This is a genomic window from Microbacterium sp. p3-SID336 (genome assembly GCF_025143365.1).
Taxonomy (GTDB): domain Bacteria; phylum Actinomycetota; class Actinomycetes; order Actinomycetales; family Microbacteriaceae; genus Microbacterium.
The window spans coordinates 19,928-41,950 of the sequence record NZ_JALXPE010000032.1 but is presented as its reverse complement, the minus strand read 5'-3'; the positions used below and the strand labels follow the sequence as shown (position 1 = coordinate 41,950).

Genomic DNA, 22,023 nt, shown 5'->3' with positions numbered 1-22,023 from the left:
CGTCGCGCGGGGACCCGCGTCGCGGCGAGTCCGCGCCAATGCGGCCCGGTGTCTCATGCAGCGGTTAGGCTCGAAGGACGATCTCTGATCCCCCATAGGAGGACGCGCATGGCACGCATCGGTGAAAGCGCTGACCTGTTCAAGTGCTCTTTCTGCGGAAAGAGCCAGAAGCAGGTGCAGCAGCTGATCGCCGGGCCCGGCGTGTACATCTGCGATGAGTGCGTCGAGCTGTGCAACGAGATCATCGAGGAGCGGATGGCGGAGTCCTCCGCCGAGGGCGTCGCCGAGTTCGAGCTGCCCAAACCGCGCGAGATCTTCTCGTTCCTGGAGGAGTACGTGGTCGGCCAGGAGCCGGCAAAGCGCGCTCTGGCCGTGGCGGTCTACAACCACTACAAGCGGGTGCGCGCACACGGCACACTGCAGCCGGCCGAGCAGAAGGCCGAAGAGGTCGAGATCGCGAAGAGCAACATCCTGCTCATCGGTCCGACCGGCTGCGGCAAGACGTACCTCGCGCAGACGCTCGCGAAGCGCCTCAACGTGCCGTTCGCGGTCGCCGATGCCACGGCGCTCACGGAAGCGGGCTATGTCGGGGAAGACGTCGAGAACATCCTGCTCAAGCTCATCCAGGCCGCCGACTACGACGTCAAGCGCGCCGAGCAGGGCATCATCTACATCGACGAGGTCGACAAGATCGCCCGCAAGGCGGAGAACCCGTCGATCACGCGCGACGTGTCCGGCGAGGGCGTGCAGCAGGCGCTGCTCAAGATCATCGAGGGCACGGTGGCCTCCGTACCGCCGCAGGGCGGTCGGAAGCACCCGCACCAGGAGTTCCTGCAGATCGACACCTCCAACGTGCTCTTCATCGTGGCGGGCGCCTTCGCCGGCCTGGAGGACATCGTGTCGGCGCGCGTCGGCAAGCACGGCGTCGGCTTCGGCGCCCCGCTGCACGACAAGGGCAAGGACCTCGACCTGTTCAGCGAGGTGCTGCCGGAGGACCTGCACAAGTTCGGGCTGATCCCCGAGTTCATCGGCCGTCTCCCCGTCGTCACCAACGTGTCTCCGCTGGACCAGGCCGCCCTGATCGACATCCTCACGGGGCCGCGCAACGCGCTCGTGAAGCAGTATCAGCGCATGTTCGAGCTCGACGGCGTGCAGCTCGAGTTCGAAGAGGAGGCGCTGCGGTCCATCGCCGACCTGGCGGTGGAGCGCAAGACCGGAGCCCGCGGACTCCGCGCCATCCTCGAGGACGTCCTCGGACCTGTGATGTTCGAGATCCCGTCCGCGGAGGACGTCGCGAAGGTCATCATCACGCGCGCCGCCGTCGACGAGGGCGCCCCGCCCACCATCGTGATGGAGCGCAAGCGCAAGAGCGCGTAGTCGCCGTCCACCGCGAAACCGCGGAGCGGGCAGGCGCGCAGGACGCGCCGAGCAACGGGTGACCGGCGAGACTCACGCCACGGGCATGAGCAGAGTGTGCGACACCGGCTCTGCGAGCGCGAGGCTCACGCCACGGGCATGAGCAGATCGGTCCGCAGTTCCTCGGGAGCGGTGCTCGGATCGGACACGTAGACCTCGATCCAGACGCCACGCGGATGGAGTCCGGCGTCGGCGGCGCGCTCCACGAGCCCGGCCCAACCCGCTCCCAGCCCGTCGTACGAGCCGAGGACGGTGGTGGCGACGGCGGGTCCCGTCGGCAGCGTCGACGCGACGATGGCCGTCCCTTCGCCGGTGCCGATGGGGTCGGTCGGGGGAGCGTGCACGGGGAAGCCGAGCTCCAGGTCGAACACGCCCATCGGGTCACCGTGATAGATCGCGAGTGCCGGACCGGTGGGGATCAGCGTGCCGGCGGCGAAGGCCGCGCCGATCGCCGCGTATCCGCCGTCGAAGACGTCGCGGAGGTCGGCGATGCGGATGCCCTCGTGACGGATGACGGCGAGGGGAACGGGGTCGAGTTCCAGGCTGTCCGCAGGACCGAACGGGGCGTCGGGGAAAGCGTTCATGCGCTCAGGGTCTCACGACTCAGGAGCCCAGTCCACGGCGTTCGAGGAGCGGCTCGATCTCGGCGTCCCGACCGCGGAAGTCGCGGTACGCGGCCAGGGGGTCCTTCGAACCGCCGACACCGAGCAGCCGGTCGCGGAAGCGGTCGCCGTTCTCGCGGGTCAGGCCGCCGTTCTCCCGGAACCACTCCACGGTGTCGGCGTCGAGCACCTCGCTCCAGATGTAGGAGTAGTACGCGGCGCTGTAGCCGCCGGAGAACACGTGCGCGAAGTACGTCGAGGAGTACCGCGTCGGAACCGCCGGGTCATCGAGCCCGATGTCGGCGAGCGCGGCCGCCTCGAACCCGGCGACGTCGTCGACCGCGTCGTCGACGGAGAGCCGATGCCACGCCTGATCCAGCCACGCCGCGGCGAGGTACTCGCTGGTCGCGTGCCCCTGGTCGAAGGTTCCTGTGGCGCGCAGCCGCTCCACGATCCCGGGATCCAGCGGCTCACCGCTCTCGTGGTGGCGGGCGTAGTTGTCGAGCACCTCCGGCCACAGGATCCACATCTCGTTCACCTGGCTGGGGAACTCGACGAAGTCGCGGAACACGTTGGTGCCGGCGAAGTGCGGGTACGTCACGGTGGCGAACAGGCCGTGCAGCGCGTGCCCGAACTCGTGGAAGAGCGTGGTCACCTCGTCGAGCGTCAGCAGGGTGGGCTCGCCGTCGCCCGGCCGCGGGACGTTGAGGTTGTTCACGACCACGGGAGCGGTGCCTCGCAGCCGCGACTGGCTGACGATCGGGTTCATCCATGCGCCGCCGCGCTTGGAGTCGCGCGTGTACAGGTCGAGCACATACAGCCCCAACGGCGTGCCGTCCTCCTCCGCGACCTCGAAGACGCGCGCGTCCGGGTGGTAGGCGACCAGCTCGGGGCGCTCGCGGAAGGTGATCCCGTACAGCGCGGTCGCGGCGAAGAACACGCCGTCTCGCAGCACCCGCTCCGCCTCGAACCACGGGCGCAGCGCGAGGGTGTCGATGTCGTAGCGGTCGCGGCGGACTCGTTCCGTGTAGAAAGCCCAGTCGTGCGCCTCGACGCGGAAGGGCTCCGGCTCGGTGCTGTCGACGAGGGCCTGCAGCGCCTCGCGCTCCGCGTGCGCGTTGCGCGCCGAGGCTCCCGCCAGGCGTCGCAGCATCCGCTCCACCGCCTCGGGCGAGCCCGCGGTCTCGTCGGCCGTGACCGCCGCCGCGTGCGACGGGTGGCCGAGCAGGGCGGCGCGCTCGGCCCGCAGCCGGACGATCTCGGCGAGCACGGCACGGTTGTCGTTCGCGTTGCCGCGCGCACCGCGGGCACGGGAGGCGGCCATGATGCGCCGACGGGACTCGCGGTCGCGCAGCTGGGCGAGCGCCGGGTGCCCGGTGAACAGGGGGAGCGTGAGCAGGTAGTGGCCGGGAAGACCGCGCTCCTCGGCCGCCCGCGCGGCGGCGGACAGCTCGCCCGTGCCGAGCCCGTCGAGCTGAGCGGCGTCGTCGAACACGACCGCGAGCTCGTTCGTGTCGTTCAGCAGGTTGCGCTCGAACGTGTTGCTGAGGGTGGACAGCTGCTGGTTGAGCAGCGTGAGCCGGGCCTTCGCCTCGTCGTCGAGCGCCGCGCCGGCGTTCGTCATCTCGCGGCGATGCCGCTCGACGAGGTACCGCTGCTCGGCGTCGAGCTCCACCTCGTCGCGTCGCTCGTACACCTGCTGCACCCGCCAGTACAGGGCGCTGTCGAGTGCGATCGCATCGTGATGCGCGGCCATGAGCGGCGCGAGCTGCTCGTCCACGGCCTGGATCTCCGGCGTCGCATCGGCCGAGCTCACGGTGTAGAAGGCATGGGACACCCGCTCCAGCAGCGCGCCCGCCTGCTCCAGCGCCACGATCGTGTTCTCGAACGTCGGCATCGAGCGCACGCGGGTGATCGCCGCGATCTCCTGCCGGTGCGCGGCGAAGCCGGCGCGGAAGGCCGGGAGGTAGTGGGCGGGCCGGATCGCGCGATAGTCCGGGAGTCCGTACGGCAGCGAGGGCGGCTCCAGCAACGGGTTCGTGGCGTCGGTCATCCTCCGAGCCTAGCCAGCGCGGAGAGCGGTTCCTGCGGCATCGGCGCTCAGACGCGACATGACCTGCTGGAGCGCGTCGACCACGATACGCACCGCGCGACGCCGCAGATTCTCGGGTCGAGCGAGCAGATCGATCATGCGGTGGGTGCTCACGCCGCGCAGCGGGATCCGCACGATGTCCCTGTCGTCGACGCTGCGTGAGGTGAACCGCGGCAGCATGCCGAGCACGCCACCGGCCGCGACGACGGCGGACACCGCACCGTAGTCGTTGATGCGGTGACGGATGTCGACCGGGCGCTTCGCGACCGCCGCCACCGCGCGCAGCACGTCATCGGGGGAATAGCCGATACGGCTGGTGACCCAGGGCTCGCCGGCGATGTCGCTCGGCCGCAGACTCGTGCGCCCGGCGAGGGGGTGGTCGGCCGCGACCGCGACGTCGAGCGGCTCGCGGACGAGGGTGAGAGAGCGCACACCCTGCGTCGGCCACGGGGCGGAGTGCTCCATGCGATGCGCGAGCACGAGGTCGTAGCGCGCGGTGAGGGCGGGGAACTCGCTCTGCGCGACATCCTCGTCCGTGAGCTGCACGGTGGGGGAATCGGCGACGGAGAGCTCGCGCAGCAGCGGGCCGAACAGCGCCTGCCCGACGCTGTGGAATCCGCTGATGCTGACCAGGCCCGACGCGGCGCCCTTGAAGTCGTCGAGTGCGTGGCGCGCCGCGGCCATCGCGTCGATGGCGTCGGAGCCGGCGGCCGCCAGGACCTCGCCGGCGGCGGTCAGCACGAGCGTCCGGCCCTGACGGCGGGTGAGCGGGGTCGGGAACAGACGCTGCAGCGCCGCCAGCTGCTGGGACACGGCGGACGGCGTGACCCGCAGCGCCTCCGCCACGGCGGTGAGGCTGCCGAGGGCACCGAGTTCGCGCAGGATCTGGAGCTGATGGAGTTCCACGGGGACAGTTTAGGCAGACTACAGAGACAATGCAGAAAGCGCCGATTGCTCTACACCGTTGAGGCCGGTGATGATCGAAACATGAAGGCACTGTTCAAGGCGGAACCCGGCGCCGGCCTCGCTCTCGTCGACCGCCCGGAGCCCACGGCGGGACCCGACGAGGTCGTCATCCGCGTGCTGCGTACGGGCATCTGCGGCACCGACCTCCACATCGCCCGCTGGGACGACTGGGCCGCGTCCGCGATCGAGGCCCCGCTGATCCCCGGTCACGAGTTCTACGGCGAGGTCGTGGAGGTCGGGTCCCTCGTGCAGGACATCGCCGTCGGCGACCGCGTGTCGGGGGAGGGCCACATCGTGTGCGGCACCTGCCGCAACTGTCGCGCCGGCCGTCGACAGATGTGCATCCGCACGATCGGACTGGGCCTGCAGCGAGACGGCGCCTTCGCGGAGTACCTGGCGCTGCCGGCCGCGAACGTCTGGGTGCATCATGCCGAGGTGAGCCCCGAGCTCGGTGCGATCTTCGATCCGCTCGGCAACGCGGTGCACACTGCGCTGACGTACCCTCTGGTCGGCGAGGACGTGCTGGTCACCGGATGCGGACCGATCGGACTGATGGCGATCGCGGTCGCACGGCACGCCGGCGCGCGGTTCATCGCCGCCACCGACATCAGCGCCCCGCGGCTGGAGATGGCGCGGCAGATGGGAGCCGACGACGCGGTCGACGTCTCGGTGCGCGACATCCGCGACGCGCAGCGTGCGCTCGGAATGCGGGAGGGCTTCGATGTCGGCTTCGAGATGAGCGGGGCGCCGTCTGCGCTCCCGGCGATGATCGACAATATGAACCACGGGGGACGGATCGCCATGCTCGGGCTGCCGAGCTCGCGGTTCGACATCGACTGGGGGAAGCTGGTGACGCACATGCTCACCATCAAGGGCATCTACGGCAGGGAGATGTTCGAGACCTGGAACGCGATGGGGGCCATGCTGCAGACCAGTGGCACCCTGCGGACGGCGATCGGTCGCGTGATCGCCGAGGTCGTGCCGGCGCACGACTGGGAGCGCGGGTTCGCGGCCGCGGAATCGGCGGGGACGGGAAAGATCATCCTCGATTGGACGGAGCTGTGATGTACGGAGACTTCAAGACGCAGGTGGCGGCGGAACTGGCCGGGATCGAGGAGGCGGGGCTCACGAAACGCGAGCGCGGCATCCGTGGACCGCAGAGCGCCGAGATCACGGCAGACGGTGCGGAGGTGCTGAACTTCTGCGCCAACAACTACCTCGGTCTCGCAGACGACCCGCGCATCGTGGCCGCCGCACGGACGGCACTGGACGAGTGGGGATACGGCCTCGCGAGCGTCCGCTTCATCTGCGGCACGCAGGAGCAGCATCTGGAGCTGGAGCGGCGGCTCGCGGACTTCCTCGGCACGGACGACGCCATCCTGTACTCCTCGTGCTTCGACGCGAACGGCGGAGTGTTCGAGACGCTCTTCTCCGCCGAGGACGCCATCATCTCGGACGAGCTCAACCACGCGTCGATCATCGACGGCATCCGGCTCTCGAAGGCACGCCGCCTGCGCTACCGGAACCGGGACATGGCGGATCTGGAGGAGCAGCTGCGCGCCGCCGCCGACGCCCGCTTCCGGGTGATCGTGACGGACGGCGTGTTCTCGATGGACGGCTACATCGCCCCGCTCGCCGAGATCTGCGACCTCGCCGAGCGCTACGAAGCCCTGGTGTTCGTGGACGACTCGCACGCCGTGGGCTTCGTGGGGGAGCACGGCAGGGGAACGCCTGAGCTGTGCGGCGTCGCCGACCGCGTCGACATCTACACCGGGACCTTCGGCAAGGCGCTCGGCGGCGCCTCCGGCGGATACGTGGCGTCGCACGCCGAGGTCGTGGCCCTGCTGCGGCAGCGCTCGCGCCCCTACCTGTTCTCGAACACGCTGGCGCCCGCGATCGTCGCCGGCACGCTCACCGCGCTCGACCTCGTCGCGGGCTCGGCCGACCTGCGCGCGCGGCTGCGTGACAACGCCGCGCTGTTCCGACGGCGGATGACGGAGGAGGGCTTCGACCTGCTGCCGGGCGAGCACCCGATCGTGCCGGTGATGTTCGGCGATGCGGCCAAGACCGCGCGGATCGCGCAGGAGATGCAGGCCCAGGGTGTGTACGTGACGGCGTTCAGCTTCCCGGTGGTGCCGCGCGGGCTGGCGCGCATCCGCGTTCAGCTCTCGGCGGCGCACACACCCGCGCAGGTCGAGCGCTGCGTCGCGGCTTTCGTGGCTGCGCGCGCCGCCGTCGACTGAGCCGTGTGCGGCGGCTGTCGCTGATGCAAAGAAATGCTTGCAAAGAAACAGTTGCAAGGATACCTTTGCATCTATGACGAACGAGACGCAGGTCCGCACCCTCGATGCCGGCGCGCTCAAGGCGCTGGCGCACCCCCTGCGGGTGAAGATCTTCGATCTGCTCGCCTCGCGCGGCCCGCAGACGGCGAGTTCGCTCGCGGCGCTGGTCGGGGAGACGTCGGGGTCGACGAGCTATCACCTGCGCGCCCTCGCGGCGCACGACCTCATCCGCGAGGTCGAAGGGCGAGGCACCGCGCGGGAACGGTGGTGGGAGCGTCCGCGGGGCCGCATCGACGTGCCGGGGCCGGACGACATGACCTCTCCAGCCAACCGGGCAGCCGCGCAGATCGTGACCTCCGAGTTCTTCCGGCTCCGTCACGAGACGCTGATGGCGTACCTCAACCGTCCCGCGTCCGAGGTTCCGGAGGACTGGCGGGACGTCGGCATGACGATGACCACGCACCTCGACATCACCGCGGCGCAGGCACAGGAGCTCCGCAGCGAGCTCGAGGCCGTCATCGAGCGGGCGATCGCGCGCCATCGCGGACAGACGGGACCCGACGTGCGCCGGGTCTCGGTGCGGGCCGAGCTCTTCGACCTGCCGACCCCGCCGGCCGGGTCCTCCCGAGCCGCGGGCGCTGAGGAGCCGTCATGACCGCCGCGACGCTGCACCTCGTCAGCCCCACTCGCACCGAGCGGGGGATGCTCCAGCTCGCCGACCGTCTCACCACCTTCGTCGAGCACCGTGTCGAGCGCCGCGCTCAGCGTCGCGCACTCGCCCTCGACCTCCTGCGCGAGCAGCAGGCCCGCCGCCACGACCCGCACGCCGTCGACCACCTCCTGGCGCAACTGGGCGCTTCCCGCCGCTGAGGCCGATACCCCGGAACGCGTCGAGACCCCCTCGTATCCGCGTGGAAACGAGGGGGTCTCGGCGTGAAGGAAGTCCCGGCGGACGCGGTCAGTCGAATGGCCGAGCGACGACCTCGCCGGAGGGGGTCTGCACGACCTCCCAGCCCGCGTCGAGCTCGGCGATCGCGCGACCCTCCAGCCACGTGAGCGTCCAGTGGCCGGTCAGCCCCTTCGCCTCCACCTCGGCGATGGCGGGGCGCAACACGGCGGGGACGGAGGCGGGCGGCTCCGACCCGGTGGCCCAGCGGGTGCCGAGCTGCATCAGGAGGCCTCGACCGGAGCGAGCTCGATCGCGGTGACCGCGAACTCCTCCGCCTCGGTGAACTCGAGCTCGGCGATCCGGCCCACCGCGCGCAGGTCCTCGGCCGCGGCACGCAGCGCGTCGAGCTTCGCCGACGGGGCGGCGATGGCCGCGCGCGACACGGGGGTCTTCTGCGAGGCCTTCGCCTCGGTCTTCGCGCGACGGATGCCGATCAGTGCCTCGCTCGCGGCGGCCAGCACGGCCGGGTCGCCCTCGATGCCGAGCGGCTGCGGCCAGGAGGCCGTGTGCACGGATCCCTCCTCGAACCAGGACCACGCCTCCTCGGTCGCGAACGACAGCACCGGGGCGAGCAGCCGCAGCAGCGTGGACAGCGCCAGGCGCAGGGCGAGGGCCGCCGACGCCTGACCGACGTCGTTCTGGTTGTAGGCGCGCTCCTTCACGAGCTCCAGGTAGTCGTCGCAGAACGTCCAGAAGAACGCCTCCGTCAGCTCCAGCGCCCGCGCGGCGTCGTAACGGTCGAACGCCTTGGTCGCCTCGGCCACGACCTGGTCGAGCGCTGTGAGCATCGAGGCGTCGAGCGCGTGCGTCACCTGCGCGCCTGCGGGCACGGGGAACGACAGCACGAACTTCGCCGCGTTGAGCACCTTGATCGCGAGACGACGGCCGATCTTCACCTGCGTCGGGTTCTGCGGGTCGAACGCCGCATCCATGCCGAGACGGCTCGACGCCGCCCAGTAGCGCACCGCATCCGAGCCGTGGGCGTCGAGCACATCGGCCGGGGTGACCACGTTGCCCTTCGACTTCGACATCTTCTTGCGGTCGGGGTCCACGATGAAACCCGAGATCGCGGCATTGCGCCAGGGGACGCGGCCGTCCTCCAGCGTGGAGCGGAGCATGGTGGAGAAGAGCCAGGTGCGGATGATGTCCTGCCCCTGCGGACGCAGATCGAACGGCGCGGTGAGCTGCCACAGCTCCTCGTCACGCTGCCAGCCACCCGCGAGCTGCGGCGTGAGCGAGGAGGTCGCCCACGTGTCGAGGATGTCCGCCTCGGCGTCGAAGCCACCCGGCACACCGCGCTGGTCCTCGGTGTAGCCGGCGGGCACGTCGGTGGTGGGGTCGATCGGCAGGGAATCAGCGTCGGGGGTCAGCACGCGGCTGTAGTCGCGCTTCCCCTCCTCGTCGAGCGCGTACCAGAGCGGGATCGGCACGCCGAAGAACCGCTGCCGCGACACGAGCCAGTCGCCGGTGAGGCCGCCCACCCAGTTCTCGTAGCGCACGCGCATGAAGTCGGGGTGCCAGGCGAGCTCTTGCCCGTGGGTGAGCAGCTGGTCGCGCAGCTCGCCGTCGCGGGCGCCGTTGCGGATGTACCACTGGCGCGTGGACACGATCTCGAGCGGACGGTCGCCCTTCTCGAAGAACTTCACCGCGTGCTGGAAGGGCTTGCCGACGGCGGTCAGGTCGCCCGTCTCCTGCAGCTTCTCCACGATCGCCTTGCGCGCGCTGAACACGGTCTTGCCGGCGACCTCGTCGGCGTACCAGGCGCGGGCTTCGGCATTGCCGACCGTCGCAGGGGCCTCGGGGAGGAACCGACCGTCGAGGCCGATCGTCGTCATGTTCGGCAGGTCGTCGCCGGTCGCGGTGCGCAGCTCGCGCCACCAGATGATGTCGGTCACGTCACCGAAGGTGCAGACCATCGCCGCGCCCGTGCCCTTGTCCGGCTGGGCGAGGTGGTGACCGTGGATCTCGATCTCGGCACCGAAGTACGGCGTGCGCACCTTCGTGCCGATCAGGTGCTTGTGCGGACCCTCGGGGTGCGTCACGATCGCGATGCACGCGGGGAGGAGCTCCGGGCGGGTGGTGTCGATCGGGATCGAGCCGGAGCCGTCCGCGAACGGGAAGGAGATGGTGTGATATGCCGCCTGCTGGTCGCGGTCCTCCAGTTCCGCCTGCGCGATGGCGGAGCGGAAGTCGATGTCCCACAGCGTCGGCGCGAGAGCCTGGTAGGCCTCACCCCGCTCCAGGTTCCGCAGGAACGCGAGCTGGCTCTGGCGGATCGTGTCGTCCGAGATCGTCCGGTACGTCTGCGTCCAGTCCACGCTGAGCCCGAGCTGACGGAACAGCGACTCGAACTGCTTCTCGTCCTCGACCGTCAGTCGCTCGCACAGCTCGATGAAGTTGCGGCGACTGATCGGCTGCTGGTCGGCCGCGCGGCTGGACTTGTTGTCACCGCCCTCGAACGGGGGAGTGAAGTCGGGGTCGTAGGGGAGCGACGGGTCGCAGCGCACGCCGTAGTAGTTCTGCACGCGGCGCTCGGTCGGCAGCCCGTTGTCGTCCCAGCCCATCGGGTAGAACACGGTCTTGCCGCGCATGCGCTCGTACCGCGCCTTGACGTCGGTGTGCGTGTAGGAGAACACGTGGCCGATGTGCAGGCTCCCGGAGGCCGTGGGCGGCGGGGTGTCGATCGAGTAGACGCCCTCGCGGCCGAGCTCGGCGGCGCGCAGACGATCGAACAGGTAGGTGCCCTGCTCCGCCCAGGCGGCGTCCCACTTCGCTTCGAGACCTTCGAGTGCGGGCTTGTCGGGAATGGCGGACATGAAGGACTCCTCGAGCGATGTATGCGGCACTGTGTGAGCGTGCCTGAGTGTGGGTGGTGCCGCCCAGTCTACCGAGCGGGGAAGCGGGACGCTCGACCCGGAGGAGCATCCGGCGCGGCGCTGCGGCCCGCCCCGCCGCCGCTGGAAGGATCGGGGCATGACACCGCCGTCGTCGCCCGCCTCCCGTCCTCGTCTCGCCGATCTCGGCGTCCCGTCCGGGGCCTTCGCGCGCGGCCAGGCGAACGCCCTCACCGACGTCCCGGGTGTGCGGGTCGGCCATGCCACGCTGCACGGCGACGGCCTGCACACGGGCGTGACGGCGATCGTGCCCGACGCCCTCACCGCCGAGCGCCGCAGCCTGCCCGCCAACCTCTCCGTCGGGAACGGCTACGGAAAGCTCGTCGGCGCCACGCAGCTCCGCGAGCTCGGGGCGGTGGAGACGCCGATCCTGCTGACCTCGACGCTGTCGGTGTTCCGCGTCGCCGACGCGCTCCTCGGGCACCTGTTGGCGACGCCGATGCACGCGCGGACGACGACGCTGAATCCGGTGGTGGGAGAGACGAACGACGGCTTCCTCTCCGACATCCGTCGGCGGGCCGTGGAGGAGGAGCAGGTGACGACGGCACTGGCTGCGGCGGCGCCGGGCCCGGTGGCCGAGGGGTGCGTCGGTGCCGGCGCCGGAACCGTTGCCCTCGGATACAAGGGCGGTATCGGTACGGCCTCGCGTCTGGTCGACGTCGCCGGGCGGTCGTCGGTGGTCGGCGCTCTCGTGCAGACCAACTTCAGCGGGACACTGCGGATCGCGGGGGTGCCGCTGCCCGCGGAGGAGCTGTTGGGGTCGGACCCGGCCCAGCCCGTCGGCAACTCGTGCATGATCGTCGTCGCCACGGATGCCCCGGTCGACGGGCGCCAGCTCGGCCGGGTCGCGAACCGTGCGGTGTTCGCGATGCGCGGCGTAGGGGCCGACTACGCCCAGGGCAGCGGGGACTACGCCATCGCGTTCTCCGTGCACGACCCTGCGGCGGGCGGTCTCGCGGCCGACGACGACCTGTCGCCGCTGTTCGCCGCGACCATGGACGCGGTCGAGGAAGCGCTGATCAACTCCGTGCTCGCTGCGGAGACCACCGTGGGGCCCGAGGGGCGCACGGCCCATGCGGTGCCGGTCGACCGGGTGCGGGAACGGCTCGCGCGCGCCGGGGTCGTCTGAGTTCCTGCGCACAACTCAGGAGAACCGCGCCGCGAGCGCCGGGAGCGGCCGGTTCGGCACCGACTGCGGACGGAACTCCTGAGTTGTGAACCGCGTCAGTCGGCGAGCGCGTCGCGGATACCCTCGCCGATGCGCCGCATCGCAGCGAGCGCGGGACCCCTGCGGTCGGCGTCGCGGTTCCAGTTCGCCAGCACGGCATAGGCGAGGCGCCGCGTGGGCGACATCACGATGCCCGTGTCGGCGCGCACCCGCGAAATCGTCCCGGTCTTGTTGAGCAGCCACACGCCGCGGTCGAAACCCCAGTGCGCGAGCGGATCCAGGTCGAACGCCGACGCCACCATCGACAGGTCCATGCCGGCGCCGAGCCAGCGCCGCAGCGTGTCGGCAGAGGCGGGTGACAGATCGGCACCGTCGGCCAGCCGTGACATGAAGCGCACGAGCTCCGCGGCGTTCGCGTGCGAGAGCGTGCGCGGGGCTCCGGGAGGGATCGGCCAGCGCACGATGTCGTCGAGGCCGGACGCCGTGTAGCCGAGCGCTCGGGTGTGCTCCTGCACCACGGGGATGCCGATCACGCGGCCGAGGGTGTTCGTCGCGGCGTTGTCGCTGACCGCCCCGATGAGCGCCGCGACGTCATACAGCGACAGCTCGTCGGCCTGCAGCAGGTACCAGAGGCCGGAGTCCTCGATGGCCTCCACGGGGCGCCTCGTCACCCGATCCTCCAGGCTGCGCGTGCCCGCGTCGACCTCGGCGAGCAGCCGGTGCAGCAGGAAGATCTTGCCCACGCTCGCGGTGTCCTGCACGGCCTCCGGGTCGTGCGCCAACAGCACCTCGCCCGAGTCGATGTCCTGCACCAGCACAGACCACACGGTGCCGTCGCTCGAGGGCAGCTCCACATCGATCGCGCTCATGCGTCCTCCGCGTCGCGCGGGCGCCCCGTCACGTGCGCGCGGATGCTCTCCCCGACGGCGCGCATGTCGTCGAGCACGGGCGCCCGCAGGTCCACGGGCGAGCCCTTCCAGTTCGCCGCCACTGCATAGGCGACCGCCGCCGCCGGGCCGCGCAGGAGTCCGACGTCGACGCGCGCGAACCCCACGCTGCCCGTCTTGTGGCGCAGCACCATGCCCTGATACTCGGCCTCGACGTGGGCGAGCGGGTCGAGGAGGAAGGAGTCCGCGGTCATGGACGTGTCCGTGTCGGCAGCGAGCCAGTCCAGCACGCGCGCACTGATCGCAGGGGAGAAGGCCTCGCCGGCGCCGAGCCGCCGCATCACGTCGGACAGCTCCGCCGCGGTGCCGTAGGACGGGGTCCAGGGCAGGTCGGGCGTGCGCTCGTTGCGGATGTAGTCGTGCAGCGCGGTGTCCCGGTAGCCGAGCGCGGGCGCGACGGCGCGCACGGCGTCGAGCCCGCACAGGTGGATGAGCGCGTTCGTGGCGAGATTGTCGCTCACCGCGCCCACGAGCAGGGCGGCGTCGTGCACCGTGACGCGCTGGTCGCGCATGCGGTAGAGGAGCCCGGAATCCTCGACCCTGTGCTCGTCGGGGATGTCGATGCGGTCGTCGGCGGCGAGCGCGCCGGACTTCAGGCGGCGGGCGACCTCGAGCAGCAGGAAGATCTTGCCGATGCTCGCCGTCTCGCACTGCGTGTGCGGCTCGTGCTCGGACAGGACCTCGCCGGTGTCGGCATCGAGGATCCGGACGGACCACGTCGCACGGGGGTCCAGGGGCGGCAGCGCGATCATGCGGGGAGCCCGACCGTCAGGCGGGGCTCGTCGCCCGTGGCGTCCAGCACCCCGTCGACGCCGAGGGGGACGGTGAGCGCGTGCGGGTCGTGACCGAAGCCCTGCTCCCACAGCACCGGGACCCCTGTGTCCTGGAACTCGTCGCGCATCAGAGCATGTACGAGCTCCAGGTCGCCGCACTCGTGCCAGGACCCGAGCACCACGCCCGTGGCCTGCGCGAGACGGCCCGCCCGCCGCAGCTGGGTCACGAAGCCGTCCAGTCGGTAGGGCTCCTCCGTGATGTCCTCCAGGAAGAGGATGCCCGGCGCGGGCACGGCTGCCTCGGGGGCGCCGAGCCCGGCCGCGAGCAGGCTGAGGTTGCCTCCGCTGAAGCGGCCCTCGGCGCGACCGGGGGTCATGATCTCGGTCTTCGGGCCGATCAGCTCCCGTCCGCGCCAGGGCTCGAACAGCCACCGCTGCACGTCGTCGCGCACCCGCTCCGAGTCGCGGAACACGTTGTTGCCCGCCATCGGACAGAACAGCGTGGCCACGCCGAGGTGCGCCCGCCAGGTCTCGTGCAGCGCCGTCACGTCGGACGAGCCGGTGAGGAGCTTCGGCCGTCCGTCGCGGCGGAGGGCCCCGTGTCGCATGGCCGACCAGTCGATGCCGTCGAGCAGCCGCAGCGCCCCGTACCCGCCGCGTGCCGTGATCACCGCGTCGACCTCGGGGTCCAGCCACGCGTCGACGAGGTCGGCACGGCGGAGGTCGTCCGGTCCCGCGAGGTAGGACGCGCGCGGGTGCGGGGTGAGCACGTGCGCGCCCACCCGGACGTTCAGCCCCCACGACTCGTAGTAGCCGACGGCGCGCTGCGTGTTCTCTTCGTTCCCGGGCCCGGAGGGCGACACGATCGCCACGGTGTCTCCCGGCTGCAGCGGGGCCGTGTCCAGGTACGGCGACACGGTCGCCTCGGTCGCGGTGGTCATGCCGTCTTCTCCTCGATGCGCGGTGCGGCCGACAGCAGGTGCCTGGTGTATTCGTGCTGCGGGTTCAGCAGCACATCCTCGGTGCGGCCGTGCTCCACGATCTGTCCGTGGTACATCACGGCGACCGTGTGGGCGATGTTCCACGCGAGGCCGAGGTCGTGCGTGATGACGAGCGCCGACAGGCCGAGCCTTCGCCGCAGGTCGAGTAGCAGCCCCAGGATCTCGCCGCGGACGGAGGCGTCGAGCGACGCCACAGGTTCGTCCGCGATGAGCAGCTGCGGCTGCACGGCGAGAGCGCCGGCGATCACGACGCGCTGCCGCTGCCCGCCGCTGAGCTCCTGCGGGATCGCGCCGAAGTACCGTTCCGGCGGAGTGAGCTCCGCATCGGCGAGGCTCTGGGCGACGCGCTCGCGCTCGTCCCCGGGGTACCGCTGCACTCGCAGCCCCTCTGCCACGGACTCGTACACGCTGTGCTTGGGGTTCAGCGCCGCCCACGGGTCCTGCAGCACGAGCTGCACCTGCGAGCGGAATCGCGCGAGGCCGCGTCCCTTCGACGGAATCGGTGCGCCGCCGAAGAGGATCTGCGACCCCGCGTCGGCGGGTTGCAGCCCCATGAGTGCACGAGCGAGCGTGGACTTCCCCGATCCGGACTGCCCGACGAGTGCGACGATCTCGCCCCGACGGACGGTCAGGTCGACGTCGCGCACCGCGTGCACGGGGCGCCCGCCGGAGCGGTACGTGACGTTGAGCCCTTGCGCCTCCAGCAGCACCTCGTCGCCGTGCGTGATCTCCGGCACGTCGTCCGCGTTCCGGCCGTGGCGGGTCACCGGGGCCATGCGCGAGGCGGGGTCGCCGATCGTGGGGAAGGCGTCGGCGAGCTGGCGGGTGTAGGCCTGCTCCGGCGCGGTGCACACCGCGTAGCTCTCCCCGACCTCCACGAGTTCCCCGTCGCGCATGATCGCGATCCGGTCGCACGCCGTGGCGAGCACCGAGAGGTCGTGGCTGATCATCAGCATCGAGATGCCGCGCTCGGCCACGAGTCGGGAGATCATGTCGAGGATCTGCTTCTGCACGATCACGTCGAGTGCCGTCGTCGGCTCATCCGCGATGATGACCTCGGGATCGCACGCGAGCGCCATCGCGATCATGACGCGCTGCTTCTGACCGCCCGAGAGCTCGTGCGGATAGGCCTCGCTCTTCTGCGGAGGCAGATCCACGACGTCCATCAGCTCGCGCACCCGCTCCTTGCGGGCCTTCTCGGTCTTCCAGCGGTCGGAGGCGTGCAGCTCCAGAGCCTCCAGCAGCTGCCAGCCGACCGTGCGCACCGGGTTCAGCGAGTGCATGGCGCCCTGGAACACGATCGAGGTCTGCGCCCAGCGGACGGCGCGCAGCTGCCCGAACGAGAGGGTCGCCACGTCCTGGTCGCCCAGCAGCACCCGGCCGCTGAGCCGGGCATTGCGCGGCAGGAGGCGCAGCACGCTCATCGCGAGGGTGGACTTGCCGGAGCCGGACTCGCCGGCGATGCCGAGGGTCTGCCCGGCCGGGAGGGTGAGTGAGACGTTGCGCACGGCCGTGACCTCGTCCCGACCGGAGCGGCCGGAGGTGCGGTACGTGATCGAGACGTCGTCGAAGATCAGGTCGGGCATCTCAACGGCTCCTCAGCGTCGGGTTGGTGATGTTCTCGACGGCGCGTCCCATCAGGGTGAACGACAGCACCACAAGGACGATCGCGACGCCGGGCACGAGCACGTACCACCAGTAGCCGCTGGTCGCCGCGGAGACGTCCATGGCGTTCTTCAGGATCGACCCCCACGACTGCAGGGTGGTGTCGCCGAGACCGAGGAAGGCGAGCGTCGACTCGGAGATGATCGCCGATCCCACGGTGAGGGTGGTGTTGGCGAGGACCAGGGGGAGGACGCCCGGCAGCAGGTGCTTCATGATGATGTGCCAGTGGCCGGCGCCGAGAGCCCGGGAGCGCTCGATGTAGTCGCGGGACTCGACCGAGAGCGTCTGCGCGCGCACCACGCGGGCCGTGCCGGCCCAGGAGGTCAGGCCGATCGCGATGATGATGGTCCAGACGCCGCGGCTCAGCACCGACGAAAGCACGATCGCGAGGATCAGCGACGGCAGCACGAGGAAGAAGTCGATGATGCGCATCATCAGGCCGCCGAAGAAGCCGGTGAAGTGCCCGGCCGAGAGCCCGACCAGCGTGCCGATGATCATCGACATGGCGGTCGCGGCGAGGCCGACGAGCAGCGACACCCTGGCGCCCCACACCATGCGCACCCAGATCTCCCGCCCCTGATGGTCGGTGCCGAGCGGGTGCTCCCAGGACGGCGGGGCGAAGCGCTGCACATCCACGAGCTTGGTGACGTCGAGCATGCTCGCGGGGGCGATCACGGGCGCGAAGATCGCGATCAGTGCCACGATCACGAGGAACACGAGGCCGATCATGCCGGCGCGGTGCTGCGCGAACTGGCGGCAGAAGTCGGCGAACGCGGTGCCGCGGCGATGCCAGGCCAGGGCGCGGGGTGAACGGATGGATGGAGATGCCGTGCTCATGCGCGCCTCACCCTCGGGTCGAGCTGACGGTAGATGAGGTCCGCGATGAGGTTCATCACGATGATGATGGTCGAGAAGACCACGAAGGTGCCCTGGAGCAGCGGGAGGTCGGGGCCGGAGATGGCCTCGAACGTGAGCTTGCCCAGCCCGGGCCAGGAGAACACGGTCTCGACCGTGACCGCACCGGCGATCAGGCCGCCGATGTGCATGAACACGAGCGTAACGGTCGGGAGCAGCGCGTTGGGCACGGCGTGCCGGCGGCGGACGAGATCCTCCCGAAGCCCCTTGGCACGCGCGGTGGTCAGGTAATCGGCGCCCATCTCCTCCAGGAGCGAGCTGCGCATGACCATCAGGTACTGCGCGTACACGACCGCGACCATCGTGATGACGGGGAGCACCATGTGCGAGATCACGTCGAGCACGGCACCCACGGGGTCGGCGGGCGGGTTGGGGGAGACCATGCCCCCGGTGGGGAACCAGTGCAGCGTGCCGCCGAAGACCATCAGCAGCAGCAGCGCGAGCCAGAACGTGGGCACCGACCAGAACACGAGCGACGTGCCGGAGACGATGCGGTCGAACGTGGAGCCGTGCTTCCAGGCGGCCTTCTGCCCGAGCCAGAGACCGAGGGCGATCGCGATCACGGCCGCCGTGCCGGTCAGGAGGATCGTGTTCCAGAAGTAGTCGCCGATCAGCTCGGACACCGAGGTGCGGTACACGTAGCTCGTACCGAAGTTGAGGGTGAACACGTTCCCGAGATAGTCGAAGAACTGCTGCCACAGGGGCTTGTTCAGCCCCAGCTGCTCGCGGAGCTGATCGGCCTGCTCCGGGCTCATGCCGCGTTCGCGGGCGATCGAGGCCACCGGGTCGCCGGGGAGGATCTTGAAGGCGAAGAAGCCGAGGAGGATCACCATCGCCAGGCTGATGGCCGCGCCGCCGAGCTTGCTCAGGACGTAGCGGAGGGCGCCGACGCCCTTCGGCTGCTCCTCGGCGGCGGCGCTCGTGGCGATGGCGGAGGTGGAGGGGGGTACCGCGTTCGACATGGGTCTCCTAACTGCGGACCGGGAGACGCCGCGGGGGCGGATGCCCGCCGCCCGCGGCGTCTCGCTGGGCTCATTCGACGTCGGCGATGTTCCGACGTCGGATCAGGAAGAAGACCAAGGCTCCGACGACGATCACCCCCACGACGACGCCGCCGATGATGAGGCCGGTGTTGGTGCCGGTGCCGCCCTCGGTCGCGCCCTCCACCGGCTCGACCGTGAGGTAGCCCCAGTAGCCGGCCTGGTTGGCGATGATGCCGCCGTCCTTGGGCTGCAGGGTGAAGCCCGTGAAGCGGTCGGAGCGGTACGCCTCGAGCGAGTTCGCGTACCAGGTCGCGATCTGCGCGGTGCCGGTGTAGTTCAGCGCCAGCATGTCGTGCACGATCTCCTGGCGCTTCTCCTCGTCGATCTCGGAGCGCTGCTGCGCGTACATCTCGTCGAACTCAGGGTTGCAGTAGCCGTCCTGCGTGGTGCCGCCGGCGCCGTCGGTCCCGGTGGGCAGGTTGCCGCAGGTGTTGATGCCGAGCTGGTAGTCGGGGTCGGGGTTCACGGACCAGCCGCTGAAGTAGAGGTCGTAGTCGCCGGAGACGGCCTTCGCGCTGATGGTGTCGGAATCGGTCGACTCGACCGTGATCTCGACGCCGATGTCCTTCATCCACGGCACGAAGAAGTCCGAGATGGACTGCTCGTTGGCGTCGTCGGCGTCGATGAGCAGTCGTAGGCTGAGACGCTGACCGTCCTTCTCCCTGATGCCGTCCGCGCCGGGCGCCCAGCCGGCCTCGTCGAGCTTCGCCTGGGCGGCCTCCGGGTCGAAGTCGACGATCACGTCGTCGTCCTCCGGGAGGTGCCACTTCGGGAAGGAGGCGGGGATGAAGCTCGTGGCGAGCGTGCCCTCGCCGTCGAGCACCTTGTCGAGCAGGGTCTTCGTGTCGGTGCCGAGCCGGATCGCCTGGCGGACCTCGAGCTCCTTGAGCGCGGCGTTGCCCGTGCCGTAGGGCACGTTGTCGCGCGTCTGCTGGCCGACGTTGATGCTGATCGAGTGGTAGCGGCGGCCCTCACCCGAGTGGGTCGTGATGCCGTCGACGCCTTCGAGCGCGCCGAACTGGGTGGGGGTGAGGCCGGTCACCAGGTCGACGTCCCCGGCCTTGAGCGCCTGCACCTGGGCGTCGGAGTTCGTGTAGTACACGTACTGGATGGCGTCGATCTTCGGGGCGCCGCGCCAGAAGTTCTCGTTCGCCTTGAGCTCGATGGACTGGTTGGCGGAGTAGCTGTCGAGCAGGAACGGCCCGGAGCCGACCACGTCGGAGTCGTTGGCGAACGTGGTGGGGTCGTCGACCTCCTCCCAGATGTGCTTCGGCACGATCGGGATCTCGGAACCGGGGTTGGGCGCCTGCGGCGTCTTCAGGGAGATGACGACGGTCTTGTCGTCGGGCGCCTCGACGGTGTCGAAGTTGGAGACGAGGTTGCCGTTCGCGGTGCCGAGGGCGGGCACGGTCATCATCTGGTCGTAGGTGTACTTCACGTCCGCCGAGGTGATGGGCTCTCCGTCGGACCAGACGAGGTCGTCCTGCAGGGTGAAGGTCCAGGTCTGCCCGCCGTCCGAGGCCTCCCACGAGTCGGCGAGGCCCTTGGTGGGCGAGCCGTCCTCGGCGTCGTTCTGGACGAGGGACTCGTACACGTACCGGATGATGTTCGTCGGCGTCAGATAGATCGAGATGAACGGGTTGAACGTGTCGACGAATCCCGAGGTCGCGATGCGCAGCGTGGTGTCTGCGGCGGGGGATTCGGTCGCCGCGCTCACGGACTGGGCCTGAGCGGCACCGACCGGGGCGGCGACGAGGAGCGCGGAGGCGATCGCGGCGGCGGTCAGACTTCGCACTGTTTTCGAGCGGGGGGCAAGACGCATGGAAGAAGTCCCTTCGGGCGCCGCCCGGATCCACGATGAAGCCGGGTCGGTGCAGACCATGCAAGCGGAAGTCGGCCCCGGGGTCAAGAGATCGGATGCGTATCGCGCAAGAAATGTGCGATGCAGGGATCGCGCTTTGGGATGTGCAGAGCGCGTAACACAGCGGAAACACGGGGCTGGCAGGATGCGCACTCCGTCGACGGTCACCGGAAGCGGCCTCCCCGACGGGAAGTGATCCGGAACGTATCCCTGTTCGAGACGCGCGCGGCGCACGAACGGGAATCGTATCCTCACTCCGCGGGGATCGTGAGCACGGCGCGCAGGAGTGCGATGCGCTCGTGCAAGGACGAACGCAGGAAGTGCTCGTCCACCGCGTGCGCACCGCCCCCGCGCGGCCCGAAGCCGTCGACCGTCGGCAGACCGAGCCCGCCGAGGAGGTTCGTGTCGCCGGCGCCGGCGGCAGGGCGGCCGTCCACCGTCTGGCCGATGGTCGCTCCCGCCCGCGCGATGCGATCGAGCAGATCCGCGTCCTGCGCCGATGCCTGCCACGCGGGCCGCGCGCTCAACACCTCCACCGACAGTCGGGCGCCGTCCCGTACCGGACGCAGCGCGGCGAGCGCTCCCAGCACCCGGTGCTCGGTGTCGGGGTCGACGAAACGCAGCCCGATCTCCGCTTCGGCCTGTGCGGACACGACGTTGGTGCGCGCGCCACCGGAGATGGTGCCGACATTGCAGAGCACGGGGCCGGGCAGTGCCGGGTCCTCGGTGAGGCGACGCACCCGCAGGAGCTGGTCGACGAGCTCGTCCACGGCGGAGACCCCGTGCTCGGGATCGAGGGCGGCATGGGCGGCGCGTCCGGTCACGCTCAGTCGCACACGCGCGCTGCCGCGACGCCCGACCTTGAGGGCGCCATCCGGGTGCGGGGACTCGAAGCCGATCGCGGCCACCGCGCCATCGGCTCGTGCGGCCAGCAGGGGTCCCGATGCGGGGGAGCCGATCTCCTCATCCGACACCAGCACGACCCGCACGGCCCTGCGCCTGTCGAGCGGGAGCTCCTGCAGTTCGCGCAGGGTCTCCAGCATGACGACGATGCCGGCCTTCATGTCGTAGGCGCCAGGGCCGCGCACGATGTCGCCGTCGATCGTCCACGGCACCTCGGCGTCGAGGGTCCCGCGCGGCCAGACCGTGTCGGTGTGTCCGATGAGCAGGAGCGGGGCGCCGGTGCCAGGCACGTCGATCACGAGGTCGGTTCCCGCCTCGGTGGTGACGCGTTCGACGTGCCCGCCCACGGCGGAGAAGTGCGTCGCCACGAGCTCGGCGATCAGCGCGCTCGCGTCCCTGTCCCGGCTCGGCGTCTCGATCAGCACGAGTTCGCGCACGAGTGCGATGATGTCGTCTGAGGAGTGGTCCGCCGCGTGCGCCGTCGAAGAAGTCGTCACGGTTACGAACCGTATCCGGCTCTTGATCCCGCTGCAACCCGCCGATAAC

At 70.3% G+C, this 22,023-nt stretch carries 19 protein-coding genes; 6 read left to right on the top strand and 13 right to left on the bottom strand.

The genetic code is table 11. The features are described 5' to 3' along the window. Nucleotides 1–108 precede the first annotated feature (108 nt). On the top strand, nucleotides 109–1,377 hold the full coding sequence (gene clpX, locus M3C17_RS11115) for an ATP-dependent Clp protease ATP-binding subunit ClpX (protein ID WP_259977790.1): 1,269 nt from the start codon (nucleotides 109–111) through the stop codon (nucleotides 1,375–1,377). Between the two features lie 125 nt (nucleotides 1,378–1,502). Here the strand turns inward: clpX and M3C17_RS11110 are convergent, their stop codons facing one another. The 3 genes from M3C17_RS11110 to M3C17_RS11100 are packed head-to-tail and all read right to left on the bottom strand — an operon-like array spanning nucleotide 1,503 to nucleotide 5,016. Next, complete coding sequence (locus M3C17_RS11110) at nucleotides 1,503–2,000, bottom strand: GyrI-like domain-containing protein (protein WP_259977789.1); 498 nt, start codon at nucleotides 1,998–2,000, stop codon at nucleotides 1,503–1,505. A 19-nt stretch (nucleotides 2,001–2,019) separates the two neighbouring features. Next, nucleotides 2,020–4,071 (bottom strand): M3 family metallopeptidase, encoded by a 2,052-nt coding sequence (locus M3C17_RS11105; protein ID WP_259977788.1) that lies wholly within the window; start codon nucleotides 4,069–4,071, stop codon nucleotides 2,020–2,022. A 9-nt stretch (nucleotides 4,072–4,080) separates the two neighbouring features. Then, the gene (locus M3C17_RS11100) at nucleotides 4,081–5,016 is read right to left on the bottom strand and encodes a LysR family transcriptional regulator (protein WP_259977787.1); all 936 of its coding nucleotides are present in this window, start codon (nucleotides 5,014–5,016) and stop codon (nucleotides 4,081–4,083) included. 81 nt (nucleotides 5,017–5,097) lie between these two features. Between M3C17_RS11100 and tdh the strand changes: the two genes are divergently transcribed. From tdh to M3C17_RS11080, 4 genes are all read left to right on the top strand, one after another. Beyond that, nucleotides 5,098–6,141 carry an L-threonine 3-dehydrogenase gene (gene tdh / locus M3C17_RS11095; protein WP_259977786.1) on the top strand — a complete coding sequence of 348 codons (1,044 nt, stop codon included), beginning with the start codon at nucleotides 5,098–5,100 and terminating at the stop codon, nucleotides 6,139–6,141. Continuing rightward, complete coding sequence (locus M3C17_RS11090) at nucleotides 6,141–7,319, top strand: glycine C-acetyltransferase (RefSeq protein ID WP_259977785.1); 1,179 nt, start codon at nucleotides 6,141–6,143, stop codon at nucleotides 7,317–7,319. Before tdh ends, M3C17_RS11090 begins: the two co-directional genes overlap by 1 nt. Nucleotides 7,320–7,392: 73 nt before the next feature. Continuing rightward, a complete protein-coding gene (locus M3C17_RS11085; RefSeq protein ID WP_259977784.1) occupies nucleotides 7,393–8,013 on the top strand; it encodes a transcriptional regulator in 621 nt (206 codons plus the stop codon). Continuing rightward, nucleotides 8,010–8,228 (top strand): hypothetical protein, encoded by a 219-nt coding sequence (locus M3C17_RS11080; protein ID WP_259977783.1) that lies wholly within the window; start codon nucleotides 8,010–8,012, stop codon nucleotides 8,226–8,228. The genes M3C17_RS11085 and M3C17_RS11080 overlap by 4 nt, the downstream gene beginning before the upstream one ends. Nucleotides 8,229–8,316: 88 nt before the next feature. Here the strand turns inward: M3C17_RS11080 and M3C17_RS11075 are convergent, their stop codons facing one another. After that, nucleotides 8,317–8,529 (bottom strand): hypothetical protein, encoded by a 213-nt coding sequence (locus M3C17_RS11075; protein ID WP_259977782.1) that lies wholly within the window; start codon nucleotides 8,527–8,529, stop codon nucleotides 8,317–8,319. Continuing rightward, nucleotides 8,529–11,123 carry a valine--tRNA ligase gene (gene valS / locus M3C17_RS11070; protein ID WP_259977781.1) on the bottom strand — a complete coding sequence of 865 codons (2,595 nt, stop codon included), beginning with the start codon at nucleotides 11,121–11,123 and terminating at the stop codon, nucleotides 8,529–8,531. Before valS ends, M3C17_RS11075 begins: the two co-directional genes overlap by 1 nt. Nucleotides 11,124–11,280: 157 nt before the next feature. Between valS and M3C17_RS11065 the strand changes: the two genes are divergently transcribed. After that, nucleotides 11,281–12,330 (top strand): P1 family peptidase, encoded by a 1,050-nt coding sequence (locus M3C17_RS11065; RefSeq protein WP_259977780.1) that lies wholly within the window; start codon nucleotides 11,281–11,283, stop codon nucleotides 12,328–12,330. A gap of 95 nt (nucleotides 12,331–12,425) precedes the next feature. Here the strand turns inward: M3C17_RS11065 and M3C17_RS11060 are convergent, their stop codons facing one another. From M3C17_RS11060 to M3C17_RS11025, 8 genes are all read right to left on the bottom strand, one after another. Further along, nucleotides 12,426–13,238 carry a serine hydrolase gene (locus M3C17_RS11060; protein WP_259977779.1) on the bottom strand — a complete coding sequence of 271 codons (813 nt, stop codon included), beginning with the start codon at nucleotides 13,236–13,238 and terminating at the stop codon, nucleotides 12,426–12,428. Beyond that, a complete protein-coding gene (locus tag M3C17_RS11055) occupies nucleotides 13,235–14,068 on the bottom strand; it encodes a serine hydrolase (protein WP_259977778.1) in 834 nt (277 codons plus the stop codon). Before M3C17_RS11055 ends, M3C17_RS11060 begins: the two co-directional genes overlap by 4 nt. Continuing rightward, on the bottom strand, nucleotides 14,065–15,030 hold the full coding sequence (locus M3C17_RS11050) for an LD-carboxypeptidase (protein ID WP_259977777.1): 966 nt from the start codon (nucleotides 15,028–15,030) through the stop codon (nucleotides 14,065–14,067). Before M3C17_RS11050 ends, M3C17_RS11055 begins: the two co-directional genes overlap by 4 nt. Further along, nucleotides 15,027–16,676, bottom strand: coding sequence for an ABC transporter ATP-binding protein (locus M3C17_RS11045; RefSeq protein ID WP_259977776.1), 1,650 nt, complete (start codon nucleotides 16,674–16,676; stop codon nucleotides 15,027–15,029). The genes M3C17_RS11050 and M3C17_RS11045 overlap by 4 nt, the downstream gene beginning before the upstream one ends. A 1-nt stretch (nucleotide 16,677) precedes the next feature. Beyond that, nucleotides 16,678–17,592 carry an ABC transporter permease gene (locus M3C17_RS11040; RefSeq protein WP_259977775.1) on the bottom strand — a complete coding sequence of 305 codons (915 nt, stop codon included), beginning with the start codon at nucleotides 17,590–17,592 and terminating at the stop codon, nucleotides 16,678–16,680. Then, nucleotides 17,589–18,632: an ABC transporter permease gene (locus M3C17_RS11035; protein WP_259977774.1), complete on the bottom strand. Its 1,044-nt coding sequence runs from the start codon at nucleotides 18,630–18,632 to the stop codon at nucleotides 17,589–17,591. Before M3C17_RS11035 ends, M3C17_RS11040 begins: the two co-directional genes overlap by 4 nt. A gap of 70 nt (nucleotides 18,633–18,702) precedes the next feature. Then, nucleotides 18,703–20,508 (bottom strand): ABC transporter substrate-binding protein, encoded by a 1,806-nt coding sequence (locus M3C17_RS11030; RefSeq protein WP_259977773.1) that lies wholly within the window; start codon nucleotides 20,506–20,508, stop codon nucleotides 18,703–18,705. A gap of 317 nt (nucleotides 20,509–20,825) precedes the next feature. Next, nucleotides 20,826–21,974 (bottom strand): M20/M25/M40 family metallo-hydrolase, encoded by a 1,149-nt coding sequence (locus M3C17_RS11025; RefSeq protein ID WP_259977772.1) that lies wholly within the window; start codon nucleotides 21,972–21,974, stop codon nucleotides 20,826–20,828. Nucleotides 21,975–22,023: the final 49 nt, after the last annotated feature.